Source organism: Anaeromyxobacter oryzae (genome assembly GCF_023169945.1).
Lineage (GTDB): Bacteria > Myxococcota > Myxococcia > Myxococcales > Anaeromyxobacteraceae > Anaeromyxobacter > Anaeromyxobacter oryzae.
This window is the reverse complement of sequence record NZ_AP025591.1, coordinates 6668829-6695645: the sequence shown is the minus strand read 5'-3', so window position 1 is coordinate 6695645 and position 26817 is coordinate 6668829. Positions and strand designations below refer to the sequence as shown.

Annotated in this window: 14 protein-coding genes; 10 read left to right on the top strand and 4 right to left on the bottom strand. The window is 71.6% G+C overall.

The genetic code is table 11. The features are described from left to right. Nucleotides 1-41: 41 nt before the first annotated feature. Nucleotides 42-467: a hypothetical protein gene (locus tag AMOR_RS29485; protein ID WP_248357336.1), complete on the bottom strand. Its 426-nt coding sequence runs from the start codon at nucleotides 465-467 to the stop codon at nucleotides 42-44. A 709-nt stretch (nucleotides 468-1176) separates the two neighbouring features. Here AMOR_RS29485 and AMOR_RS29480 point away from each other — a divergent pair. From AMOR_RS29480 to AMOR_RS29450, 7 genes are all read left to right on the top strand, one after another. Next, complete coding sequence (locus AMOR_RS29480; RefSeq protein ID WP_248357335.1) at nucleotides 1177-4035, top strand: PKD domain-containing protein; 2859 nt, start codon at nucleotides 1177-1179, stop codon at nucleotides 4033-4035. A 2-nt stretch (nucleotides 4036-4037) separates the two neighbouring features. Next, nucleotides 4038-5114: a hypothetical protein gene (locus AMOR_RS29475; protein WP_248357334.1), complete on the top strand. Its 1077-nt coding sequence runs from the start codon at nucleotides 4038-4040 to the stop codon at nucleotides 5112-5114. Nucleotides 5115-5183: 69 nt separating this feature from the next. Further along, nucleotides 5184-13073 (top strand): CxxxxCH/CxxCH domain c-type cytochrome, encoded by a 7890-nt coding sequence (locus AMOR_RS29470; RefSeq protein WP_248357333.1) that lies wholly within the window; start codon nucleotides 5184-5186, stop codon nucleotides 13071-13073. 95 nt (nucleotides 13074-13168) lie between these two features. After that, nucleotides 13169-14284: a cytochrome c biogenesis protein ResB gene (locus tag AMOR_RS29465; RefSeq protein WP_248357332.1), complete on the top strand. Its 1116-nt coding sequence runs from the start codon at nucleotides 13169-13171 to the stop codon at nucleotides 14282-14284. A 52-nt stretch (nucleotides 14285-14336) separates the two neighbouring features. Next, entirely contained in the window at nucleotides 14337-15164 is an 828-nt protein-coding gene (gene ccsA / locus AMOR_RS29460) for a cytochrome c biogenesis protein CcsA (RefSeq protein ID WP_248357331.1), read from the top strand. A 28-nt stretch (nucleotides 15165-15192) separates the two neighbouring features. After that, entirely contained in the window at nucleotides 15193-16548 is a 1356-nt protein-coding gene (locus tag AMOR_RS29455; RefSeq protein ID WP_248357330.1) for a B12-binding domain-containing radical SAM protein, read from the top strand. A gap of 35 nt (nucleotides 16549-16583) precedes the next feature. Continuing rightward, nucleotides 16584-17918 (top strand): TolB family protein, encoded by a 1335-nt coding sequence (locus tag AMOR_RS29450; RefSeq protein WP_248357329.1) that lies wholly within the window; start codon nucleotides 16584-16586, stop codon nucleotides 17916-17918. A gap of 30 nt (nucleotides 17919-17948) precedes the next feature. On the opposite strand, the gene AMOR_RS29445 is transcribed toward AMOR_RS29450, so the two are convergent. Then, nucleotides 17949-20249 carry a YfhO family protein gene (locus tag AMOR_RS29445; protein WP_248357328.1) on the bottom strand — a complete coding sequence of 767 codons (2301 nt, stop codon included), beginning with the start codon at nucleotides 20247-20249 and terminating at the stop codon, nucleotides 17949-17951. Between the two features lie 359 nt (nucleotides 20250-20608). Between AMOR_RS29445 and AMOR_RS29440 the strand changes: the two genes are divergently transcribed. Further along, the gene (locus AMOR_RS29440) at nucleotides 20609-22114 is read left to right on the top strand and encodes a LuxE/PaaK family acyltransferase (protein WP_248357327.1); all 1506 of its coding nucleotides are present in this window, start codon (nucleotides 20609-20611) and stop codon (nucleotides 22112-22114) included. 22 nt (nucleotides 22115-22136) lie between these two features. Here the strand turns inward: AMOR_RS29440 and AMOR_RS29435 are convergent, their stop codons facing one another. Beyond that, nucleotides 22137-22487, bottom strand: coding sequence for a hypothetical protein (locus AMOR_RS29435; protein WP_248357326.1), 351 nt, complete (start codon nucleotides 22485-22487; stop codon nucleotides 22137-22139). 282 nt (nucleotides 22488-22769) lie between these two features. Here AMOR_RS29435 and AMOR_RS29430 point away from each other — a divergent pair, with 282 nt between their 5' ends. Beyond that, a complete protein-coding gene (locus tag AMOR_RS29430; RefSeq protein ID WP_248357325.1) occupies nucleotides 22770-24287 on the top strand; it encodes a B12-binding domain-containing radical SAM protein in 1518 nt (505 codons plus the stop codon). Then, nucleotides 24287-24811, top strand: a complete 525-nt coding sequence (locus tag AMOR_RS29425; protein WP_248357324.1) for a cytochrome c3 family protein — start codon at nucleotides 24287-24289, stop codon at nucleotides 24809-24811. The genes AMOR_RS29430 and AMOR_RS29425 overlap by 1 nt, the downstream gene beginning before the upstream one ends. Here the strand turns inward: AMOR_RS29425 and AMOR_RS29420 are convergent, their stop codons facing one another. Further along, nucleotides 24812-26785, bottom strand: a complete 1974-nt coding sequence (locus tag AMOR_RS29420) for a tetratricopeptide repeat protein (protein WP_248357323.1) — start codon at nucleotides 26783-26785, stop codon at nucleotides 24812-24814. Nucleotides 26786-26817: the final 32 nt, after the last annotated feature.

Here is a 26817-nt window from a genome sequence, read left to right as displayed (position 1 = left end):
TCCGTCCGAATCGTGTGACTGGTGAGCTCAGCCGCGTCCGCTCAGTTCTCGCGCCGCTTCTCGGCGATCTCCTTCTCGAGCGCGTCGAGCTTCTCGTCGGCGATCGGCCCCTTCTCCTCGGTCCCGGCGTTCTCGGGCGACTTGCCGGTGAAGTGCGCCTCACCGGGCTGCCAGCCGGGGCTCATCGTCGCGGCGAGGTCCGTCGCGGAGGCGTGGAAGAAGCTGCCCACCTTGGCGATGATCGCGTGGAAGAAGAGCGCGAACCCGATGACCGGGAGGAACATGAGGAAGGTCGCGCCGAGGATCGGGACGAGCGCCAGGGCCGCCACCGTGGGGATCGGGCGCCACTGGCCCTTGCCCGCCGGGAGCCGCTCGCCGTCCTTCTCGACGGGGGTGACCGCCCACTCGCTGAGGTTCAGGTAGTAGCCGCCGGGGACCGCGCTGCCGCTCTCGTAGGTCGTCGTCATGTGGTGTTGCTCCTTTCTTGATTGGCAATCTCTCGCTTCCCGCGTCTTCGCGAAATTGGGCCGATGCCCGAGGCGCGCGGGAATGAGTCCGGGGCGCGCGCCTCGAGACGCCGGAGCGAGCGCGGTCGCGACGCCGGTGGCGGCGCCCTCGCGGCACCGGACGCGAGGCCCGCGAGGCTCCGGTGCGCGAGCGCTGCCCGGGACGGAGCGAGCGCGGGTCATTCACCCGAGAGCGCCCTCGGGTGATCGCCCGAGGCAGCGTGGCGCGCCTCGCGCGCGGCCATCCGCTGCCCCATGTATAGAGGTTAGGAACCGACGGTGATGTCACGGACGGTGATGGCGTACCGAGCGCACACCTGCGCACGGGTGCGTCACGGTGTGCGCCATATCGCGCGAGGGTTGGGGGATTTGCCCCGTTTCGCCAGGCCCGCGCCGGACCGCGAGTACGAGCCCATGTCCCCCGTTGTCCGGACTCTTCGGGGATTTCAGCCACATCCGACACTGACTCGGCTGTCGGGCGCAGCTCCGCGTGGGGATCGTTGCTTGCATTACACAGCGACCCATGACGCTCAGGACGCCTGTTTACGCATTGGCTGCGGTCGTGGCGGTGTGCCCGCTCACGGCGCGCGCTGGGGTGGGGAGTGCTGCGGGTCCGGCCGTTTCGCTCCAGCTTCCGGATGCGCCGGCGGTCGGTCGGGCGACCTCCGTCGTGTGCTCCGCCGTCGATCCGGACGGGATCGCGCGGCTCACGGTGACCGCCGTCGGCCCGGATGGCGTCGCGGCCGTCCTCGCGGTCGCGAACGGCGTCACCTCGACCTCGGCGCCGTGGACGCCCTCGGCTCCGGGCGCCTCGCTCATCCAGTGCGACGCGCTCTCGATCTCCGGCGCGTCGGCCTCCGGGGCGGCGACCTCCAACGTCTCCGGCGCCGCGGCGGTGGGCCCGGTGATCTCCGACGTGACGGCGCCGGGCGCGGCGGTGCTCGCGGGCAAGTCCGTGACCCTCGCGGTCAGCGCGGTCGACCCGACCGGCGGCACGCTCAAGTACGCCTGGACCGCGAGCTCCGGCACGATCGCCGCCGGCGCGGGCGCGTTCGCGACCTGGACCGCTCCCCGGTTCGCCGGACCGTGCAAGGTCACCATCACCGTGACGGACTCCGCCGGCCGCATGGCGAGCCGCGCGCTCAGCATCGACGTCACGCTCGCCGCCTTCGAGGACGCCCTCCCGGCGGAGATGGCGGGCCCGCGCAAGGTCGCCGCGACCGCGGACGGCGAGCTGTTCGTGACCGACGCGAACGGCCGGCTGCACCGGCTCACGCGCCGGGGCGAGCAGCTCAGCACCGCGCTCCAGAACGTCACGTCCATCGCCACCGGCGGCGGGTTCGCGTTCGCCGGTCTCGGCGAGGGCGCCGTCCTCCAGCTCGACGCGCGGACGGGCCGCGTCCTGGGACGGATCGACCTCGGGATGATGGGCGGTCCGGCCGGGATGGCGTTCGATCCGGCCCGGTCGGTCCTGTGGCTCGCCTTCGCCTCCGGCACCCTGCAGGCCCGGAGCCTCGACGGCACCCAGCTCCTCTCGATCACCAAGGCCGGCACGGCGACGCTGCGCCGGCTCATCGACGTCGCGGTGGATCCGGCGGCGGGCGTGGTCTACGTCGCCCAGGACCGGTACGCGACCGACGGCACGATCTACGCGTTCGACGCGGCGACGGGCGCCTTCAAGCAGGCGTTCGGCACCGCCCAGGCGAACCAGGTGCGCGTGTCCGGCGGCCTCGCGGTCGCGCCCGACGGCCGGCTCTTCGTGTCGGACATGTTCTCGGGCAAGGTCCAGGTGATCGCCGCGGACGGCTCGCTGCTCGGCAGCATCGGCGGCGGCACCGGCGCGGGCGCGCTCCGGCAGCCCGCGGGCCTCGCGCTGCTCCCGAACGGCGACCTCGTGGTCGCGGACTTCGACGGCAAGCGGCTCGGCCGGTTCGGCGCCGGCGCTCCGCTCGCGGCGTGCCCCGGCGACGCGGACTGCGACGGGCTGCCGGACGCGTGGGAGATCGCCAACGGCTTCGACCCGCTCGATCCGCGCGACGCGATGGCGGACGCGGACGGCGACGGCCTCAACGCCGTCGAGGAGTACCTCGCCGGCACCAACGCGCGGTCGGCGGACACCGACGGCGACGGCTGGTCCGACAAGGACGAGCTCGTCGCGGGCTTCGACCCGCTGAACGGCGACGACCACCGGCCAGGGCTCCTGGCGTCCGGGCCCTCCGCCACCGATCCGGGCCTCGTCCGGCTCGCTTCGACGGTGACGCTGCCCCAGGGCGTGACCGGCGACTGCACGACGAGCTGGGAGCAGGTCGCGGGCCCGCGCGTGAGCGTCGCGTCCACGACGGCGCCGAGCTTCATCGCCCGGCGCGCCGGCGCGTACCGGTTCCGCGCCGTGGCGGCGTGCGGTGGCGTGACGAGCCTCCCGGCCACCGTGAGCGTCGCCGTCCGGAACGTGCCGCCGCGCGCCGACGCGGGCCGCGTCGTCGCCGTCGCCGAGGGCGGGCTCGTCGAGCTGACGGGCGCGTTCTCGTCCGATGCCAACGGTGACGCGCTCTCGTTCACCTGGGATCAGGTCGTCGGCGCGCCACTCACCGGCCCCGGGGCCGGTGTCTCGATGGTCGCGCAGCCGGCTGCGGCCGGCTACTACGTGTTCCGGCTCGGCGCCGCCGATGCCGCCGGCGAGGGCGGGGCCGAGGTGCCGGTGGTCGTCATCGGCGCGGCGGGGGTCCCGACCGCCGTCGCGGCGACGCCGGTCGTCGCGGGGCAGGGCGATCAGGTCGTGCTCGACGCGAGCGCCAGCTTCCACGGCGCGGCCGCCTCGTTCACGTGGAGCCAGGTCGAGGGTGCGCCGGTGCAGCTCGGGGGCGCCGGCTCCGTGGTCGCGGCGTTCGTGCCGCCGGCCGCCGGCCGCTACGTCTTCCAGGTCGGGATCGAGGAGAACGGCGTCCGGTCCCCGCCGGCCCGCGTCGAGGTGTACGTGACCGCGCCCGGTGGCGCGCTCCCGGTCGCCCGCGCCGAGGCCCCGGGCGTCGTCGCGGTGAACACGCCGGTCTCGCTCGACGGCGCCGCCAGCTCTGGCGCGACCACGTACGCGTGGCGGCAGCTCTCCGGCCCGGCCGCCGGCCTCACCGACGCGGACCGCGCGGTCGCGACGGTGGTGCCGTTCCAGGCCGGCAGCTACGCGTTCGAGCTCGTCGTCTCCGACGGCTCGGCGGTGAGCTTCCCGGCGCGCGTCCGGCTCGAGGCGCGCTCCGGAGGCGCCCCCATCCCCGTGGCGGTGGCGAGCGCCCCGGCGACGGCCGCGGTCGGCGAGCGCGTCGTCCTCGACGCGCGCGGCAGCTCGGGCGCGGTCGGCTACCGGTGGACGCAGGTGGACGGGCCCTGGGTGGTCGTGGAGCCGGGGGCCGTCGGCGCGTTCACGCCGATGGTGCCCGGAGTGTACGGGTTCGAGCTCGAGGTCGATGACGGGACGGTGCGCAGCGCGCCGGCCCGGGTGAACGTGGTCGTCTCCCAGAACGGGACGGGGAACTAGTGATGCGCACCCGCTGGCTCGGAACTCTCGCGGCCGCTGCCGTTGCCGCCCTCCTGCCGGTCCTCGCGTCCGCGGCCGAAGCGCCGCACGACGCGAGCTTCAGCGACGGCAGCTGCGACAACTGTCACGCGATGTACGACACCTCGGCGTCCGGCGCGAAGAACTACGCGAAGGGCTGCATCACCTGTCACAACAACCACCCGGGCGGCCCGAGCGGCTTCCCGTGGCAGACCAGCGATCAGGCGACCCCGGGCCTCGGCGGCTCCCAGCACAGCTGGAGCGGTCCGGCAGTGAACGCGGCGCGCGGCGCGCAGATGCCGTCGGACTACTCGATGTACAAGCGAGTCATCGACGGGAACCTCCAGTGCGCCGTCTGCCACGACGCGCACAACGGGAATCCCACCTACGCGCCGAACTCCCGCCAGACCTCGATCCCGGTCGGCGTCGCGCAGAACAAGTCGGGCGGCGCCACCGGCGGCACCGGGCAGATGACGCTCGTGACGCCCGGATCGAAGGCCGCGGGCTACCGCGTCCAGATCCAGACCGTGAACGGCGGGACGGGCGGCACCTTCATCCTCTCGCACGACTTCGGGCTCGCGACGCCGAGCTGGTTCAACTGGAACGGGGCGGCGTGGGTCGCCGGGACGTCGACCGGCACGGGCATGCCGTTCACCAACGGCGCCGCGGTCGCGCTCGACGACCCCGCGGTCACGGTGAAGTTCAGCGCCGGCTACGTCGTGGGCAACAACTGGGACTTCTACGTCGCGTTCCCGTTCCTGCGCGTGACGAACGTCGCCGACGCGCTCTGCAAGAACTGCCACGCGGAGCGCGTGATGAACGCGACCCGGGCGATGGGGAACGATCCCGGGTACGCGCCGAACGGCTCCCGGCTCTTCAGCCATCCCGTCAACGTCTCGATGGACCCGGCGACGATCGCCGACACGAACGGGGTCCTCCAGACCACCGGCGACGGCAACGGCGCCAACGACCTGAAGCTGGACGCGGGCGTCGTGCGCTGCACGACGTGCCACGCGGTCCACAACGCCTCCTCGAGCTCGCTCACGCTGGACGCGCGCTAGCCCATGAGACTCGCGATGCCTTCCGTGAACGGTTCCCGTCTCAGCCGCACCGCTACAGGAGCAGCCCGCATGTCCTTCTTCCCGGACGCCCGGCCCCTCGTTCGCGCGATCGCCGCGCTCGGCCTCGGGGTCGCCGCCGCCCTGGCCTCGCCCGCCGCCGCCCAGACCGTCGTCGGGAACGGCACGGAGCCGACGCCCTCGACGCTGACGGTCTGCCCGCGCGCGGACGGTTCGACCGATCTGAACGCCGCGGCCGTCGCGGTCGACGCGTTCACGCTGGCGGCGACGCCGGCCGACACGGTGACGCGCATCCGCGTCGAGCTCTGGCCGGCGAACGCCTACCAGGTGCTCGACCGCGTCGAGATCCGCAGCGCGAACCTGAGCACCGTCTACGGCAGCGTCACGCCGACGAGCGACCTGCAGTACATCGACCTCACGACGCCGATCGCCGTCGGGGCGACGCCGGTGCCGCTCGTGATCTCCATCGTCCCGAAGTCGCAGTCCGCGATGCCGGCGGGGGTCGCCGGCGCGGAGTACGCCATCAAGGCGTATGTGAACATCATCATCTCCAGCAACGCTCGCCAGTACCAGGACTCGACGAGCCGCGTCGTCACCGTGGACAACCTCGCGCCGGCGAACGTCATCTGGACGACGATCACGCCGGGTGCGACGAACATCACGCTGAACTGGTCGGCGTCGCAGGGCGTCGTGGTCGTCCGGAAGCTCGGCGGGCCCGTGAGCGACGTCCTCACGGACGGCGCGACCTACGCCGCGCCGACGACGCTCCCGAGCGGCGCGCAGATCGTCTTCGCCGGCACCGCGGCGACCTACAACGACGCCGGCCTCACGGCGGGGAAGGCGTACTACTACAGGGTCTTCTCGAAGGACGCGTGCGGCAACTACTCGGCGGGCGCCGCGATCGGCCCGATCCGGCCGGGAGGCACGTCGTACGAGGGTGACTCGGTGAAGGGCAGCCGGCGCGTGGTCGTCGGCCTCATCAACCCCATCTCCGGCGTGGTGAGCTCGCCCTTCCGCGCGCAGGTCCGGGTGTTCAGCCCGAAGAGCGCGACGGGCGCGACGCAGGCGATCGGCACCGTCGAGCTCGTCGCCGACAACGGTACGACGCAGCAGGTGTTCCCGCTCGAGCGGAACAACAACTACGGGACGGCGAGCGACTCCGGCATCTTCGAGGAGCTGACCCCGACGGTCGGCGTGACGCTCACGCCCGGCACCTACACCCTCCGGGCCCGCGCGACGAGCGCGGCGGACGCGGTCACTCCGGTCTACTCCGGGTCGGCCGGCGTCACGGTGGTCGCCACGAAGGGTGACGGCAACCTCCTCGTCCGCGACAACTCGAGCCAGATCTGCTCCGACTGCCACGCCTTCAAGACCCACTCGTCGGAGACGACGGGCGTGAACTACGGCTCCTGGTACGTCGGGTGCCGCGGTTGCCACGATCCCCACGGCACGCCCAACGCAGGCCTCATCGCGAAGCAGATCACGCCGCCGTCGGTGACCGGCCAGTATCCCCCGACCAACGTCTACTACTCGCAGCGGACCGGCTACTCGGGCGTGAACGGCGTCGACGCGCCGGCCTCCGCCTCGTACACGAACGCCGACAACAGCGGCCCGTGCCAGGTCTGCCACACGCAGACGTCCGTCTGGACCCGGAACGCGACCCCCGCGCAGAACGCGGCGGCCGCGGCCTCGCACAACGGCACCCAGCAGTGCACCGCGTGCCACGCGCACAACCAGGGCCTGGCCGCGAGCTGCACGAGCTGCCACGGCAACGAGGCGCTCGCGCAGCCGTTCGCCACCGGCGCGGACAGCCTCGTGAAGGCAGCCCCCCCGTCCGACCACCTCGGCAACACCGCGACGAGCTTCCGCGGCGTCGGCGGCCACCAGGCGCACGTGAACAAGGCGGTGCTCGTCGGCACCGCGATCCCCTGCACCGAGTGCCACCAGATGCCGAACACGCACAACGGCGCGGCTGATCCGCTGCCGTTCGGCCCGACCGCGAAGAGCGGCGGCCTCGCCCCGGCGTGGGACGGTACGACCTGCAGCAACGTCTGGTGCCACGGCGCCGGTCTCGTGAACGGCGGGGGCACCAACAAGGCGCCCGCCTGGACCGGCGGCCCGTCGCAGGCGCAGTGCGGCACGTGCCACGGCATCCCGCCGCCGGTGAGCGTCGCCCCCGGCGAGGACCACCCGCAGAACCTGAGCTGCGGCGACTGCCACACCGGCTACACGTCGACGACCGTCAGCGCGACGGCAGGCCACATCAACGGCACGGTGTCCTCGCCGAACAAGGGCTGCGTGTCGTGCCACGGTGACCTGAACTCCGTGACGAACGGGACGGTCGTCGCGCGCTCCGATGCGCGGGCGGCGCCGGGCTCCACGGCCAACGCCGTCGACTCGACCGGCAGCAAGGACCCGACGACCGTGCACGTCGGCGCGCACGGCGTTCACGTGAACGCCGGGATGATGGCGGCGAAGACCTGCGGCGAGTGCCACGACTGGCCGGCCGACGGCGACACCACGCACGCGAACGGCAACGCGACCCCGACCTTCCCGGCGGGCGGCATCTCGCGCACCGCGGGCGTCACCGCCTCCTTCGCGCCCGGCGCGAACACCTGCGCCACGTACTGCCACTCGAACGGCGCTCCGGTGGGCGGCACCCTGGCCCCCACGGCGCCGGTCTGGACGAGCACGGCGGTCCTCACCTGCACGTCCTGCCACGCGATGGGCGGCGCCACGACGGCGCTGTCCTCCGCCCACAAGCTCCACACGGGGACGTACGGGTACACCTGCCAGCAGTGCCACGAGCGCACCACGACGAACGGCACGACGATCGTCGCGGGCGGCGGTGCGCACGTGAACGGCCTCAAGGAGGTCTTCGACGCTGCGGGCACGAAGGGCACCTACAACGGCGCGACGCTCACCTGCTCCAACACCTACTGCCACTCGAACGGCACCGATCGGACGGCGCCGTACACCTCGGGTCCGTCCATCGCGTGGACCGGTACGAAGACCTGCACCGACTGCCACGGCGGCCCGGTGGGCACCGGCCAGATCGCCACCGGCAAGCACCCGAACCACGTGAACGTCGCCGGCACCATCGGCGGCGCCGCCTCGACGAACTTCGCCTGCGGGGCGTGCCACTCCTCGACCGTCGCGGTCGGCACGAACGGGCCGATCACCACCGTCGCGAACCATGCGAATGGGAACCCGAACGTCGTCTTCGACGCGACGTACGGCGGCACGTTCTCCGCCGGCGCGGCGGAGGGGCAGGGCACCTGCGCCACCAACTACTGCCACTCGAGCGGTGAGGATCCGGCCGGCACGCGCCCGAACACCTTCAAGACGGTGACCTGGAACGGCGCGGCGCTCGATTGCACGGGTTGCCACGGCGCCGAGACCGGGGCCGGCACCTTCACGCCGTCCTACGGCGCCCCGAACTACCCGAACGGCACCGGCATCACCGACGCGAACTCGCACCAGAAGCACGTTGCGAGCGCCGCGGACTGCGTGACCTGCCACGCCGGGACGGTGACGGCGGCCGGGACCGCGATCCTCGGCACCTCGACGTTGCACCTCGACAAGCAGCGCCAGGTGTCGTTCAGCGGCCTCACCGGGTCGCCGACCTACACGCAGGCGTCGAAGACCTGCAGCAACGTCTCCTGCCACGGCGCCGGCGCGCCGGTGTGGGGCAGCGCCTCCCTCGCCTGCGCCGACTGCCACCTGAGCGCGGCGGCGGACAACAACAACTGGAACATCAACGACAAGGTCGCCTCGAACATCAACTCGGCGGAGTGGACCTCGAATGGCCACGGCAGCGCGGCGGTGGCGTTCGGCGCGGGCAACACCTGCCTCTACTGCCACGACGACACCGGGTCGACTCACAACCAGGCGGCGAACCCGTTCCGCCTCCGCGGTGCGTCCGCGGTCGGCGGCGCGACCGCGGCATTCAACGCCGGCACGAACTCCGGCAACGCGGTGTGCCTCAACTGCCACGGAACCGCGAGCAACGGCGTGAAGCCCGGCGCGCTCGCGCTCAAGAACGGCGCGAAGAAGATCAACGCGAACCACTACGGCACCAAGCACGGCGCCACCAACAACGGCGGCCAGCGCTGCTGGGACTGCCACGACGGCCACGGCGACGCGAACGTGAAGATGATCGGCGTCGACGTCCTCGCCGCGTCCTCGGACGTCTACGGCCTCGCGGGAACGCGCGCGACGGTGGCGTTCACCTACGCCGTCCCGGCCACGCCCGCGTGGGGCGACTACGTGAAGACCTCGGCGCCGTTCAACGGCGTCTGCAACGCCTGCCACGGCGTCTCCGGCACCACGCCGGCCGCGCACTTCACCGCCACGTCCGGGGATGCGGCCCACAACCCCGGGGCGGCCTGCATGAGCTGCCACGGCCACGAGCAGGGTACGAACGACGCGTTCAAGCCGAACGGCGCCTGCAACGCCTGCCACGGCTCGGCCCCGGCCACCGGTGAGCACGCGTTCCACGTCGGCACCGCCGGCGGCGCGAACATCACCTACGGCACCACGACGCCCCAGTCGACCCCCGGCGCCTACGCCTTCAGCTGCGGCAAGTGCCACACGACCGTCGGCACGAACCACATGAACGACAGCGCCCATGCGGGGACCTCCGCCGCGACGGCGAAGGTCGTCGACGTGGCCTTCGACTGGACGAGCGGCACGACGCCGTACACGGCAGGCGCGACCGTCGGCACGGAGCTCGGCGGCAGCGGTGCCTACTTCCGCACCACGAACGGCACCTGCGCCACGTACTGCCACTCGAACGGCGCGCCGCTCGGCGCCGCCCCGACGTACGCCGCGCCGACCTGGGTCGCGACGACGCTGACCTGCACCTCGTGCCACGGGAACGGCACGAGCACGGCCACGATGTCCGCCAAGCACGCGAAGCACGTCAGCACGACGACCGGCTACTCCTACACGTGCAACAAGTGCCACCTCGGCACGACCACGAACGGCACGACGATCGCGGACAAGTCGCTCCACGTGAACAACGTGAACGACGTCAAGTTCGACGCGCCGTCGGCGGCGGGCGCTTACGCCCAGGGCCCGAGCTACACCTGCTCGAGCGTGTACTGCCACTCCGACGGCCAGCCGCTCGGCGCGGCCTCGCCGACCTACGTCACCGGCCTCAACTGGAGCACGGGCGCCGCGATGAACGCGGAGTGCACGAGCTGCCACGGTGGTGACTCGACGGCGACCGGGACGAAGATCACCTCCAACAAGCACACGCAGCACGTCAACCAGGCGACGGTGCTCGGCACGAACTACGGCTGCGTCGACTGCCACAACGCCACGGTGACGGCGAACCGCACGCTGGTGTCGCCGCCGACGACGCACGTGAACGGCACGAAGCAGGTCGGGTTCCCGGCGCGGGGCGGTCAGACGAGCGCCGCGTACGCGTCGCCGAGCTGCAGCTCCAACTACTGCCACTCGAACGGCCGCGACCCGGGCGCGACGGACGCGACCCGGTACGCCAACGTCACTTGGAACCAGGCCGGCGTGCTCGGCTGCAACGGGTGCCACGGCCGCGGCAACGCGACCGGCGCGCCGGACTACGCGAACGGCGGCACCGGCGTGTCGGCGAACAGCCACGCCAAGCACACGAACAGCGGCGCGGACGCGACCACCTGCCAGAACTGCCACTCCGGCCTCGTGACGGCGGCGGGCACGGCGATCACGGGCTCGAGCCACACCAACGGCACGCGCAACGTGGCGATCCTCGGCACGTACGACACGAACGGGGCGACGACGAACTACGACGGCACGACCAAGACGTGCAGCAGCGTGTCCTGCCACGGCTCCGGCAGCGTGCAGTGGGGCGCGACGATCTCCTGCTCGAGCTGCCACCTCTCGGCGGCCGCCGACGTGAACAGCTTCGCCTACAACGATGGCCTGACCGCGAACATCTACTCGACCGACTGGACGGGGAAGGGCCACGGCCAGAGCTCGGCGACGTCGGGCACCGCCTGGTACACGTTCTCCGTCGCGGGCGTGACCGATCGCTGCGTCTACTGCCACGACGGCAGCGTCGCCCATAACAACCTGGTCGGCGGCGTCCTCACGAACCCGTACCGCCTGCGCGGCGCGGCCGCGGCCGGCGGCGCCACGGGGGCGTACAACTCGACGACGGTCGCCAACGCGAACGCGGTCTGCCTCAACTGCCACAAGACCAGCTCGATCGGCGTCGATCCGGACGGCGCGGGCGGCCAGCCGCTCGTCAACTCCGCCATCGCCCCCCGCATCGACGCCTACCACTATGGCGCGAAGCACACGACCGACAACGGCGGCCAGCGCTGCTGGGACTGCCACGACCCGCACGGCGACGCGAACATCAAGATGGTCGGTACCAACCTCATGGTCTCGGCCACCGACAACGACGGCTGGGCGGGGACTCGCACCGCCACGGCGACGTCGTTCCTCGCGGACGCCGTGGGCGGTGACTTCGCGAAGACCGCCTCTCCCTTCAACGGCGTGTGCCAGGTCTGTCACCAGAGCACGAGCTACTGGCTCTCGAATGGCACGGTGACGACGCACAACACCACCACGCAGTGCACGAACTGCCACGCTCACCAGGACCCGACGCCGAACCTCGCCTTCAAGGGCGCCGGTGACTGCATCGGGTGCCACACCGGGACGCAGCCGATGGCGGCGGGCGGTACGCGGCGCGCGATCGTCCCCGAGTTCGCCCAGGCCTGGTCGCACAAGAAGTCGGCTGGCGGCGCGGTGACGAAGTGGGACTGCATCGTCTGCCACATGGAAGGTGACCCGGTGACCGGCGACCCGCTCGACGCTCCGACGGGCCCGCACAAGAACGGCGTCGTCAACCTGCGCGACCCGGACACGGGCACGAACATCAAGGGCGTCACGTTCACGGCCGCGTCCGGCAGCAGCCCGGGCTCGTACGCGCCCACGGCGACCGACCTCACGTTCACGCGTTTCAGCCGGAACCTGGCGAGCACCACGCTCGAGCCCGAGGTCCAGGCGATCATGATCAACCAGTGCCTGAAGTGCCACGACACCAACGGTGCGGCCGCCTACGGCGCTGGCTTGCCGCTCAATCCGCTGGTGGCGAAGATCGGTGGATCCGCGGAGAAGCCTTTCGCGACCACCATCGCCGGCACGGGCTACACGAACGGGACCCTCTATCCCGGCAGCACGCTCGTCGGCGTGACCGCCAACGGCGTGGCGGGCGGCGTCACCGACGTCAACGCCTCCTTCGCGACGACCAACTCCTCGTACCACCCGGTCCGGGGCGCGCAGAACAACTGGTACGCGAAGCTCACGCGCATGGCCGCCCCGTGGAACGCGGTGACGTCGCCCGCCAGAGGGGCGACCGTCAACGCGACGAGCTGGGGCTGGCGGATCTCGTGCTGGGACTGCCACGCCCTCCCGACGGACACGGGCACCATCACCATGACGGTGACCGCGCACGGCGGCACCGCGACGCTGCGCGGAAACGCGACCGCTCCGACCACCGGAACGGCCGCCGCCGGGACGAACGAGGCGACGCTCTGCAAGATCTGCCACGCTGGGTACGACACCAACACCGGCTCGAGCCACGGCACCACCTCGGCCTTCAGCTCGAGCGCGGACAGCACGATGACGCCGTTCCTGCGGTACGGCTGCAACCGCTGCCACTCCAGCAACTACACGACGGCTGTGATCCGGCCCATCCGTGCGCAGGACGTCCACGGCGTGAACGCGCTGCCGGTGGCCGGCACGAAGACCGGCAGGTGGTCGACGGGCACGGACACCAGGCCGTACGCGTTCATCCGCAACACGAAGAGCCTGTCGAGCCACCAGCCCGCCAGGATCGGTACGACCACGTACAGCGCGACCTGCGTGCACCTCAGCGACAGCCCCTGCAGCTCGCGCACGGAGACCTATACGCCGGGCGGCACGTACTAGCCGCACCGGTAGCGTTGGGGTACAGTTGATTCTCCCTGCGCCGCGCCTGACTCCGGTCAGGTGCGGCGCGGGGCGCTCGAAAGACGGACTCACCCGTGATTGCGCCTGAAACCTCCGCAGCGGCAGTCGCGCCTGCGAGGCGGCCCCGGACCCTCCCGCAGCACGCGTACGCGTTCCTGACCTCGCCGAAGCTCGCCATCGCGCTGCTCCTGGCGGTGCTGGCATTCTGCGTAGTCGGCGTCACCGTCTTCCGCGGCGAGCGGGCCTGGCAGCTCATCTTCTCGACGCTCTGGTTCAACGCGCTGCTGGTGCTGCTCGCGGTGAGCTCGGGCACCGCGTTCTTCACCCGGATCTGGAGGCGAAAGCTCTCGGTCGTCTCCGTCGGGATGATCGTCTTCCACGTGAGCTTCGTTGCGCTCCTGGGCGCCGTCGTCGTCAACAGCCTCTTCCACTTCAGGGGCGTGCTCAGGCTGACGGAGGGCGAGACGCTCCCCAACGGCCAGCTCGATAGCTACGACCTCGTGGAGCACGGCCGGTTCTTCGACATCGCCCGCCTTCGGGGCGAGACGACGCTCGTCAAGATGCACTCCAAGTACACCGTCGACGGGCTCGACAAGCGCGCGGCGTACGAGATCGCGGTCGGCGAGGGCGCCGCCAGGACCAGCGGCACCATCTACATCACGCGCGACCTCGAGCACGACGGCGTCCGGTACCTCTGCTCGAAGGAGGGCTACTCCGTCCTCGTCGTGATGTCCGACAAGGACGGACGCGAGGTGTACGGAGCCCACGTCCCGCTCCAGAGCATCAAGCACTCCAACGGCGGCTACCTGTATGCGACGGGTACGCCCACCGGCCCGGAGAGCTTCCCGTTCCCGCCGCCTCCGGAGGAGCCCCGCGCCGAGCTGCTCCTGAGCTACCGGCCGAACGCCGTGGTCGAGCGCCAGGGCGACATCGGGTTCCAGGTCGTGCCGCTCGGACCGCAGGGAACGCCGGGCGCCGCGCGGAACGGGCAGGTGCTGGTCGGCGGCGAGTTCGACGCCGGCGACTTCAAGCTCTCCCCGAAGGAGATTCGCTACTGGGTCGGTATGGATGTCCGCTACGACCCCGGCCAGAACGTCATCCTCGCGAGCCTCTGCCTCGGGCTGGCAGGCATGGTCGTGACGTTCGTCGGACGCGTGCGGCAGGGAACCGCCAACAGACGGGCGGCGTGACGCCGCGGAATCCGCGCGCGTCGGCCATGGGCCGCGCGCGCGAGGAGATCTCATGAGGACGGAGCAGGTGCTGTTCTGGACCGCCGTCGCGTTTTACGGCCTGAGCGCGTTCAGCTACATCATGGGCTTCATCGCGAAGTCCGAGAGGCTGTTCGTGGTCGGACTGGTGGGCGCGGCCGTGGGGTTCCTGCCGCATACCGCGAGCATCGGCGTGCGCTGGGTCCAGGGCGGGACGAGCCCGTTCATCACGATCGCGGAGTCGATCACGCTGGGCGTCTGGGTGTCGGTCCTGCTGTACGTCATCGTCGAGCTCAGCGCGAAGAGGGTGCGTGCGCTCGGCGTGCTCGTGGTGCCGGTCGCCTTCGTCCTGATCGGCTGGGCCGGGACGCTCCGGACCGGCATCTCCACCGCGCAGCTCGCCCCCGCGCTGCAGAGCGGCTGGCTGTGGGTCCATATCGTCGGTGCGACCACCGGCTTCAGCGCGGTGCTCGTCGCCGCTGGCCTCGGATTGATGTACCTGCTCAGGCAGGACAAGCAGGGGGGCATCTACGACCGGATGCCCGATCCGAAGGCCCTCGACGATCTCAGCTATCGGTTCGTGGTGGGCGGATTCACGCTCTACGGCGTCATGATCGTGTCGGGAGCGTTCTGGGCGAACCAGGCCAAGGGGACTTTCTGGAACTGGGATCCCGTGGAGGTCTGGTCGCTCATCTCCTGGCTGATCTACGGGATCTATCTGCACCTGCGGATCACCATGGGTTGGCGTGGCCAGCGGCTGGCCATCTATTCCCTCGTCGCGGTGGCGGCCATGATCGTCAGCTACTGGGGCATCCCGTTCGGCATGGAGACGTTCCACTCCGGCTTCCGCATCGAGCACTAGCGAATCCTTGGGAGGGCCGAGGGCTCACGTGAAGCTCTGCATCATCAAGCCTCCGTTGCCGTTCGGGTGGACGCCGGTCGCTCCGCCCATCCTCGAGTACCTCGCCGCCCTCACGCGGCGGGCCGACCCGAGCATCGACATCGAGCTCTACAGCGCGAGCGCCACGCCGGACGTGTTCGACACGCTGCAGTGCGATCTCGCCGCGATCAGTCTCCTCACGCCCACCGCCGTCCCCGGCTACCGAATCGCCGACGCCCTGCGCGCGCGCGGCATCAAGGTCGTGCTGGGCGGGATGCACGTCTCGGCGCTCCCCGACGAGGCGAAGGCCCACGCCGACGCGGTGGTCGTCGGAGAGGCCGAGTCGGTGTGGCCGCAGGTCCTGAGGGACTTCCGCGCGGGGTCGCTCCGGCCCTACTACCGCGGCGACCGGATCGAGCTCGACGACCTCCCGACGCCGCTCTACGGTCTGCTGAAGCACGGCCACGACTTCCGGATCCTCAACACCGCGCGCGGCTGCCCGTACCCGTGCAGCTTCTGCACGGTGAACAAGGTGTTCGGCCCGAAGATCCGCATGCGCCCGATCGACGACGTCGTCCGCGACGTCGATGCGATCCCCGGCCGGATGTACATCAACGGCGACGAGAACATCTGGTGGCTCGGGAAGATCGACCGCGCCATCGAGCTCTTCACCGCGCTCCGCGGCAGCAAGAAGAAGTGGATGGGCTTCGGGAGCCTCGCCCCGGTCCTCTCGCCCGAGGGCCCGAGGATGCTGGACGCCGCCCGGAAGGCCGGGATGCTGACGGTCTGGGTGGGCTGGGAGTCCATGTCCGAAGGGGCGCTCGAGGCCTTCCGCGCGGACCGCAAGGTCGGCACCGACCGCGAGCGCGCGGTGAAGACGCTCAAGGACCACGGCATCGACGTGTCGCTGTTCTTCATGCTCGGCTCGCGCGCGGACTCGATCGACGACTACCAGCGCGCGATTGACGTCGCGGACCGCCTCGGCGTGAGCATGCACCCGTCGCTCGCCGTCCCGTACCCCGGCTCCGAGCTTCGCAAGCAGTACGAGCCCTACCTCTACAAGGACCTCGGCTGGGAGTACTACACGGGCGCGTACGCACTGTTCGAGCACCCCGATCCTCGGATGACGCCCGACGCGCGCGAAAAGCTGTTCTACGAGACGTCGCTCGAGCTGCTCCGTACCGGCCGCGTCTGGAAGCACATGCTCGACGTGCCGCTCTCGGGCTTCCCTCACGCGCACATTCTCTCGCTGATGAACCAGCTCCCCGTGCGCAAGGGCATGAAGATCGCGTACGAGAAGTGGAAAGCGGGGAAGCGCGCCGCGCGCGAGAAGCAGGCGTTGCCCGCCATCGCGTCCGCCCGGTAGTGCCGTCCGGGGGACACCAACCCGTGAGGTCATCGATGCGATCGTTCCTGCGCCTGCAGGTCGCCGTCTGCTGCGTCACCTTGGGCCTCTCCGGATGCTCGCGCTGCGGCCGGGACCCCGGAGCGCGCGGCCCCGGTCCGGCCCTCGCCGCGGTGTCCGACAAGCCGGCAGTCCTGGCGGAGCTTCCGGACGATCGGTCCCCGGAGCTGCTCTTCAGCGACCGGGGCGGAGGAGTCGCGTACGTACTCGAGGAGGGCGGAAAGTACCGGGTCGTCCACAACGGCCGCGCCGGCAAGAAGGCGTACGACGCGGTGGCGAACGTCGTGCTCAGTCCGGACGGCCGGCGGTGCGCCTTCGGCGCCCGGGTCGACGGCAAGTGGCGCATGGTCGTGGACGGCACGGAGGGGAAGAGCTTCGGCAACGTCGCATCCCCCGTCTTCAGCGCGGACGGAGAGCACCTCGCGTACCAGGCGCAGGTCGACGCCTCGTGGCGGCTCGTGGTGGACGACATCGAGAACGCGCGCACGAAGACGCGGTACGGCATGCATGCGTTCAGCGGAGACTCGTCCCGGATCGTGTACGTCGACGAGGTGGACGACGCGGGGGTCGGGCGCCTCGTCGTCAGCGATCTCCGGTTCGAGAAGCCGACGGTCATCGATGCGCGCGTCTCGAACGCCGTGCTGAACGCCGAGGCCTCGAGGGTCGCGGCGGTCGCGGCGAGCGACCATGGCCAGCTCGTGCTCACGTTCGCGACCGGCGCCCCCGGCGACGTGAAGCGCGGGCCGGCTCACGACGCCGTCTACAACGTCGCGTTCGGGCCCGACGGCGGCTCCCTCGCATACCTCGCCGTGAAGTCGGGGCAGTACGTGCTGGTGCTGGACGATCGCGAGATGCCGATGGCGGCCGGGGAGGAGATCATCAGCCTTCCGGCGATCCGGCCCGACGGGCGCGGCCTGGCGGCCATGGTGATCACGAACGGCGCGGTCACGCTCCGTCAGTACTTCGTCGAACGCGCGGCGGAGGGCGCGTATCAGTCGGCGGAAGGCTTGCTCTACGATCGCGACGGCGGGGCGCATGCGTACGCCGCCCAGCGCGGCGATGCGTGGTTCGTCGTAACGAACGGCAACGAGGGGCCGCCGTTCGATCGGGTCGTCGACCCCGTCTTCAGCCCCGACGGCCAGTACCTGGTGTACCGCGCCCGGAAGGGCGGGAAGCGCTTCGTCGTCGTGGCCCAGGCGACCGGCGCGGTGATCCGGCAGCTCCCCGAGTACGAGCAGGTCTTCCCGGTCCGGTTCACAGCCGACGGAAAGGCGATCGCCTACGGTGTGAAGGACGGGCGAAGGCTCGCCTGGAAGGTGGAGCGGTTGTGAGCGTCCGGTGAAGGCGGTGCAACGAACTGCCTAGGTGCCGGGCGTCGTTCGCCGAGCCGTCGACACGCGACGCAGGACGGCCATCCCGAGCGCGAGTGCCGCGATCCCGACCGCGGAGACGAGGATGCCGGTGGCCACCTCAGGTGGGTGGTAACGCATCTCGAGCACGTGATGGCCCGGCGGCCACCGTACCGCTCGAACGAGTACGTCGGCGGGGTAGACCATGACGACGGAGCCGTCGATGGTCGCCTCCCACCCCGGCCACCAGGCGTCGGCGATCACCAGCGTGGCGGCCGCATCCGCCTCCGCCTCGACGCGCAGCGACTCGAGCCCGCGCTGGATCGACAGCACGCGGCCGGGCGCGACTGCGAACTGTCCCCGAGACTCCACGAGGACGGCGTCGGTGCCGCCCGCCAATTCGAAGATCGCCTCCTGGACGTCCTCCACGCCGTGGACATCGAGCGCGAAGGTCGCCCAGTCCCTGTGGGGAACGGCCCAGAGCTCGTCGCCGTCGGGGCCGAGCGCCACCCGCTTCGCGCCGCTCGTCGCCAGAGCGTAGAGCGTCTGCTGCTGGAACGTGATGGGCCGCGCGACCGCGGCGTGCGTGACCGCGTAGCGCCGCGCCACCTCGGCCCAGTGAACCGACAGCGCCTGGTTGAGGCGCGACAGCCGCGCTGGCGCCATCGCGTTGTACACGTACATCGAGTCGAGCCGCGATCGTACGTGGTACGCGGGGTAGCCGATCGGCGCGTGAACGCGCCCTGCCTGGTCGGACCAGTCGAACCCGGGATCGACCGAGAGCGGCTCGTGCGTGTACGGGACGAGGAGCCTGGGCCCAGGCGCTGGCGCGTCGAGTGACGGCCCCGGGACGCCGAGGCGGGACGTCACGTCGCCGGGACGGAGCGCGATCGGGGACGCCGCGGCCATGCTCGCCCACACGAGGCCGAGGAGCGCGAACCTGCCCCCGCCGACGCCGAGGCGATCTCGAAGCACGACCCAGCCCACGAGCGCGATGCTCGCGATCGAGACGTGCGACGCACCCCGCAGGATGCGGGCGTTCGCCATCGAGGCCGCGTCGGGCGGGAGCGCGGACGCTACGAGAAGGAGCGCCGACACCGACACGAGCGCGAGCATCGCCGCCGCGATGCAGAGCCACCGCCCCCGCGCGCGCCGCTCGGCAACGGCGTCGAGACCGAGGCCCGCCAGGACAGCGACGACGAGCGTCAGCGGTGCGACCAGCTTCTCGGAGTATCGGAACGACCGCCACAGGGGGACGTGTCGGAGCACCGATTCTGCCCCGAGCCTGGGCCCCAGCGCGATCCAGAGCAGCAGGAGGGCGAGTGACCCCAGCACGCGCCCGCGCCGACCTTCGCGGACCCCCACGACGGCCAGGGCGATCGGCACGAGCCCGATGAAAATGCTCTGCGAGAAGGGGCGCGGAAGCGTGCCGACCGGCCAGCCGCCGGGGCCTGCGAGCGCCTCGAACACGCGGTCGACGAACGGGTCGGGCCCCGACATCAGCCCGGGAGTGACGAGCTCCGCGACCCGTGTCGGCTCGAGTGCCCACACGAACGGAGTCCGGAACCAGGTCCCGGCGGCGCGCACGGTCCTCTCCACGTGCACGGCGGACGGGACGAGCTGGATCCCCGCCACCAGCAGCCCCACGAACCCCGCGATCGCAGCGCGGGATCCGCCGCGCGCCCCGGCGGCCTCCCACGCGAGCGCCAAGGCGAGGACGCCCGACACCATCAGCGCCTGGGCGTCTCCGGAGAGCGCCAGCACGGCCACTCCGCCGACGCCGAAGGCGAAGCTGACCGGCCCAGGAGCTGCCGCGAACCGCCGCAATCCAGCGACGGCGAACGGGAGGCTCCCGGCGCCGGCAAGGAAGACCAGGTTGCCCGTCATGGACAGAACGTACCCGGACGTTCCGAAGACGACGGCAGCGGCCGCAGCGCCCGGGCGGGTGGCGCCCATGTCCCGCGCGACGAGCGCGGCGCCCACGCCGGCGCACGCCACGTACCCGCCGATGAGGACGTCGGCGCTGCGATCGGTGTCGAGCCAGGCCGTCAGGACCGACACGGGGTGGAGCACGCCGTGGATCGCGTCGGCCAGGAACGGCACCCCGGCGCCCATGTAGGGGTTCCAGAGCGGAAGGCGAAACGCGCGGAGCGCCTCGTCGACCATCCAGCGCTGCGGCGCATAGAGGATCTGGGTGTCGAGGCAGACGAGGGTTCGCCCCACCACCCAGTGCACGCCGAGCGGCGCGAGCACTGCGCACGCGATCGCGAGCGGATAGCCCGCTCGCATCGCCGGGAGCCGGAGCTTGTTCATGCCGTGCCCATCGCGATCCGCGGAGCCTATCTCCAGGCAGGGGGCTCGGGAAAGGGCCGACCAGCCCGCTTCGCGGGGGGCGAGCCGGCCGGCGCGCGCGAGAGGCGTACGATCACGGAGCGTGAATCAAGCCGATCCCGAAAGCGGCGCGCCGAGCGATCCGGCCGCGCTCGCCACCTGCACGAAAATCCGCCGGTCTGCTCGTTCCGCGGGCACCCCGCAGCCCTTGCGCGGAGCCGCCGCCCCGCGCTTTGACACGGTCTCACGGCCGGTGCTACGGAAGTTGCGTTTCACACAGGACGGCGCCTCCCGGCCCTTGGTTCGCGGCCGGGCCGCTCCCGTCACGGAGGCAAGCTCCCATGGCCCAGACGTCCGCCGCCCCCTCCTCCCGCGCAGACGCCGAGCGCCGCGCCCTCACCGAGGACGTGCTGAAGTTCATCGAGGCGGGCGTCGACGCCGAGGTCCCGGACTTCGACGACTACTGCCTGCGGATGTTCGCGATGCAGTACGAGGTGAACCCGATCTTCCGCGAGTTCTGCGACGCGAAGAAGGTCCGCCCCGGAGACGTCTCCCGCTGGGAGGACGTCCCGCTCGTCTATAACGACATGTTCAAGACGCACCTCGTCGCGTCCTTCCCGGTCGAGAAGGCGGTGATGGGATGCCTCACCGGCGGCACGACGAGCCTCACGCAGCGCGGCCGAATCTTCCGCGACGAGGACGGGAAGCGGCTCGTGTTCGGCGCGAACCGGATGATGACGGGGTCGTACCTCTTCCCCGACTTCGAGCAGGGGAAGCGCTGCCGGATCCTGATCCTCGCGCCGAGCCCGGAGCTCGCGCCGTCGATGGGGATGGCCATCGGGATGGACCAGACCCGGCGCGCCTTCGGCACCGACGACAGCATGTTCCTGCTCGGGAAGAGCGGGATCGACGTCACGAACCTGCTCAAGGCGCTCCGGGAGTCCGAGGCGAGCGGCGTCCCGGTCGCGCTCATCGGCGCGACGTCGGCCTACGTGTACTTCTTCCAGGCCTGCCGCCGGAAGAAGATGAGCTTCCGGCTTCCGCCCGGCAGCCGTATCTGCGACGGCGGCGGCTACCGCGGCCGGTTCGGGCCGGTGAGCCGAGACGACTACTACGCCATGGTCGAGGAGATCCTCGGCATCCCGCAGACGCACTGCGTGAACGTCCTCGGCGAGGCCGAGACCGCGACGAACCTCTTCGACGACGCGCTCCGCCGCCACGTGAAGGGGTTGCCGCCGCGGAAGCGGACCCGCCCCGTACCGCGGTGGTCGCGCGTCCTCGCGATGGACATCAAGACCCTCCAGCCGCTGCCGGACGGCGAGGTCGGGCTGCTCGCGCACTGGGACCTCGCGAACGTGCCGACGGTGCTCGCCGTCATCACCGACAACCTCGGCTACACGACCGACGGCGGGCGCGGGTGCGAGATGGTCGGCCGCGCGAAGCTCGAGAACGGCAAGGTGTCCCCGCTGCCGGACGAGAAGCCGATCTCCGCGATGGGCGACTCCGCCATCTTCCGCATGCTCGAGACTTACGTGAACTTCTCGATCGAGCTGAAGATGATGGCGGCGAAGGATCCGAAGGTCGCGACGCCGAGCATCCGCGAGGAGATCGAGGCGCGGCCGGGGTCCGTCGCGTCCTGCCCGCAGGTGGTGGACGAGATCCTCGTCTCGCAGTCGGACGCCGAGGCGGCCAAGCTCCGCGACGCCGCGCTCCAGACGTTCAAGGATCAGAGCGAGCGGCCCATCGACTGGTACAAGGGCGAGGCCGACGCGCAGTCACTCGCGGATCACCCCGCCGGCCTGCAGTCGGAGGCGCCGGGCCCCGGGCCCATCCCGGGGAAGAGCTGACGCGCGGGGTCGCGGGTCGCCTTCAGCGCGCGACCAGCATCACCTGGTAGACGGTGCCCGCCGTGAAGACCACGCCGAGGAGGGCGTGCTTCGTCTTGAGCAGCTTGATCCGGCTCGTCTCGATGTCGCCGGTCCAGCCGAACACCTTCCACGTCAGCAACCGGACCACGCCGGTCGCGACGATCACGCCCAGGCTGATCCACGTGAGCCAGAGGAACTTCGCCTCGAGCGGCGGCACCAGGCCCGCGGCGGCCGTCCACGCCGGCTTCCGGGATTCCTGGTGGAGGAGGGTGAGCAGCAGCAGCGTCGACAGCCACGTGCCGGTCGCGACGTCGTGGATGAACGCGTTCAGGATCGTGAGCTTCTCGCGCATGGTTCTCCATCGCCCATCGGGCGCCTCCGCAGCGTGATTGCAAGTGGCTCGCCAGCGGCGTGGGGGCGAAATGCCCCGCATTGCGTGCTCTGCCGCACCGCCGGATCGTGGTGATACGCAACCATTGCGCGGCCCTGCTTGATGCGAGGCAACCCTGCGCCTGTCCGTGGCGGTAATGACGGGGGATTCCGAACGGTGTACCCCGTGGACGGGGCGTGGCCCCGTTCGTGCTAGTAGTCCACCGCTCTAGTTTGCTCAGCGTCTCAGCCGAGGAGCTTCCGAATGTCCGTTCGCCGTCCGAAGGTCCTGCTGGTCACCTCCCCATACCACTCGGGCGTGGTCGAGGCCGCCGGCGTGTGGCTCCCGCTCAGCTTCGTGTACGTCGGCGGCGCCGCGCGCGCGGCCGGGGCGGAGGTCCGGATCTACGACGCGATGAGCCTCTTCGCGTCGCACCAGGACATCGCGAACGTCATTGCCGAGTTCCAGCCGGACATCGTGGGCACGACCGCGATCACCGCCACCGAGCCGGACGCCCGGGTCATCTGCGCGACGGCGAAGCGATGGAACCCGGCCGTCAAGACCGTCGTCGGCAACGTCCACGCGACGTTCTGCTGGGACCAGATCCTGCGGGACGACCCGAACGTCGACTTCGTGGTCCGGGGCGAGGGCGAGCGCACGATGGAGGAGCTCGTCCAGGCGGTCGCCGCGGGGGAGGGGTACGACCGGATCCGCGGGCTCGCGTGGCGCAAGGACGGCGTCCCCGTGTCGAACGAGCCGCGACCGTTCGAGCCCGATCTCGACGTGCTCACGCCCGCGTGGGACCTCGTCGACTGGCCGCTCTACTACTACCGCCCGCGGCCGGAGGGGCGCCTCGCCATCGCGAACTCCGCGCGCGGCTGCGGGCAGCGCTGCTCGTTCTGCTCCCAGCAGAAGTTCTGGGCCCGCACCTGGCGCGGCCGCGATCCGCTGAAGTTCGTGACCGAGCTCGAGATGCTCCGCGACACCTACGGCGTCCGGGTCACGATGCTCTCCGACGAGACGCCGACGTCGAGCGGAGTCCGCTGGGAGAAGATCCTCGACCTCATGATCGAGCGTGGCACGGGGATGGAGATCCTCATGGAGACGCGCGTCGACGACATCCTGCGCGACGAGGCGATCCTCCCGAAGTACGTGAAGGGCGGCGTCTCCCACGTCTACGTGGGCGTCGAGTCGACGTCCCAGAGCACGCTCGACCTGTACCAGAAGGACATCAAGGTCAACGAGTCGAAGAAGGCCATCGAGCTCATCAACGCCCACGGCATGGTGTCGGAGACCTCGTTCGTCCTGGGGACGCCCGAGGAGACCGCGGCGTCGATCCGCAAGACGGTCGAGCTGGCGAAGTGGTACGCGCCGGACATGGCGTTCTTCCTCGCCCTGACGCCGTGGCCGTACGCCGACATCTCCCCGCAGCTCGACTCGCGCGTCGCGACCCGCGACTACCGCCGCTACAACCTCGTCGAGCCGGTGATGAAGCCGGACAACATGACCATGGAGGAGATGCAGTCCGAGCTCCACCGCGCGACGGGCCACTTCTTCCACGACAAGTTCAAGAACCTCGACAAGCTCTCGCCCGGGAAGCGCTCGTTCATGGTGAAGGTGCTGAAGCTCCTCATCGAGAACAGCTACCTCGGCCACGAGATGCACCGGATGGCGAGCGGCGCCCAGATGCCGGAGTCGGTGAAGGCGATGCTCGCGGAGATCCAGTCGGCGGACATCAGCGGCGGCCGGCCGAACGACGCGGCGCGCCGCAAGGCGAGCTGATGCGGACGCCCCACGTCGCCGCCGCCGTGCTGCTCGCGGCGGCGCTCGCCGCGCCCGTCGTGGCGAGCGAGCCGTGGCGCCCGCCCGCGCCAGGCGCCACGGGCGCGGCCGTCCCCGGCGCGGGCACGCCGGCGTCCGCTGCGCCCGTCCCAGCGCCCTCCGTACCCGGCCGCGCGCGCGGGCCGAACCCGCACGATCGCGCCGACGGCGCGAAGGCCGACTGCCAGGCCTGCCACGAGCGGCCCGGCCAGGCTGCCGTGCGCGGCGACCCCATCGCGCTCTGCGCCGGCTGCCACGATCCCGCGTACATGAAGCACCCGTTCCGCGTCATGGTGAAGGGCGCGGATCCCGCCGGCCTGCCGCTCATGACCGGCGGGTTCGTCGCGTGCCACACCTGCCACGATCCGCACGCGATCACGAAGCGGAAGGCCGGGCTGCGGCTCGAGTACACCGAGCTGTGCCTCAGGTGCCACGCGCGTCACGCGCCCACGCACGCGAAGCCACCCGGCCACCCGGGGAAGTGATCAGCGCGGCTCGCCGCGGGCGAGCATCTCGCGGACGGCGCCCGCCTCGGCCGCGTACTCGGGCCCGGCGGACGCGACGAACCGCGCGAACGCGTCGCGCGCCCGCGTCGCGTCTCCGCGGGCGCGGTACATGAGCCCGAGGTTGTACCAGGCGCTGGCCTGCCGCTCGTCGGCGTCCACCGCCCGGAGCGCGAGCGGGAGCGCGGCGTCCGCGTCGCCGCGGACGAGCGCGAGCGTCGACAGGTCCGCGAGGGCGCTCGCGTGCTCCCGGCGCTCCGCGAGCGCCCGGCGCCAGTACCGCTCCGCCTCGTCGAGCCGCCCCTCGTCCCGGGCTCGCCGCCCGAGGGCGTAGAGCGCGTCGGGATCGGAGGGAGCTGCGGCGAGCGCGCGCTCGAGCGCCGCGGCCTCGTCGTCGGGCCGGTGCAGCGCGCGGAGGATCTCCGCGTGCACGATCTCGAGCGCGGCCGTGCCGGGGCGGAGCGCGAGGGCGCGCTCGATGGCCGCGAGCGCGCCCTCCGGATCCCCGGCCTCGAGCCGGACGACGGCGAGCTTGTGCTGGACCTTGCTCGAGCGCGGCACGACCCGGGCGGCGTGCTCGAACAGCGTGCGGTCGCTCTCCCAGGCCGCCGCGTAGCGCACCGTCGCGACCGTGAGGGCGCCGGCGAGCAGGGCGACGCCGGCGAGCGCGGCCCGCGGCCACCAGGGCGGGCCCCCTGACTCCGGGCCGCGCGTTCGCGCGGCCCCGCGCTCGGGGCGACCTGACGCGCTCGCTGCTGCGACCGCCACGCCGGCGAGCACGGCCGTCGCGACCGACGGCAGGTAGAGGAGCCGCTCCCCGAAGATCGTGCCGATGGGGAAGAGCAGGTTCGACGCCGGGAGGAGCGCGACGAGGTACCACGCGAGCGCGGCGAGGCCGAGCGGCGCGCCGCGGCGCCGCCACGCCCAGGCGCCGGCGGCGGCCCAGCCGGCGAGGAGCGCGGCGGCGGCGAGGAACCTCGGGTCGAGCGGTGTGGCGACGACCGGGATCGCGTCGAAGGAGTAGTCCGGCGACAGGCGGACGGGGAGGAGCTGGAGCAGCAGCCCCTTCCCGACCACCGCGACCGCCGTCAGTAGCCGTACCGCGCCGGGCGCGGACGCGGCAGGGTTGTCCTCGAACGGGATCGGGTCGTGCGCGCCAGCCGTCACCGCGCGGTAGAGGAGCAGGTAGATGCCGAGCACCACGGCGTGGCACGCGTAGAGAACGACGCCGCGACGCTTGGTGAAGCCATCCCCTCTCCCCCCCCGGGGGAGAGGGCCAGGGTGAGGGGGCAGCTCGCGAACGCCGCCCGGATCGTCGCCGCCCTCGCCGCCCCCGGCCGGCTCGGGGATGAGCAGGTCGAGCAGACCGACCAGGGCGATCCCCACCGCGCCGACCTCCTTCGAGAGCATCGCCGCGGCGTAGGCGAGCGGGGCCAGGGCGAGCGCGGTGCCGCCCCGGCGCGCGCCCCACCGGTGCGCGAGGACCATGGCGAGCAGGAACGCGGTGGCGAGCAGGTCCTTGCGGCCGACGACGTTGGCCACGGCCTCGACGTGGATGGGGTGGACCGCGAACAGCAGGCCGGCGATCCCGGCGGCGTGCGCGCCGACCCCGAGCCGGACGGCCACGAGCACCACCAACGCCGCGACCAGCCCGTGGAGCAGCGCGTTCGCGAGGTGGTAGCTCCAGGGCGCGAGCCCGGAGGCGGCGTGGTTCAGGGCGTAGGTCGCGTCGGTGAGCGGCCGCCAGGCGCGAACGAGGAGGCCTCCGCCCGCCCACTCCGTGCTCGAAACGAGCGACGGGAGCGCCTCGAGGGTGCGGATCAGCCGGTTCTTCACGATGACGATCCCGTCGTCGAACGCGAAGCCGTGCCGGAGCGTCGGCGCGTACGTGAGGGCGCCGGCGAGGAGCGCGGCGAGGGCCCAGCGGCGGGCGGGCGAGCGAGGCGCGAGGGGCATCGGGGGCCCTCTGCTGCGTACTGCGCGGGCGG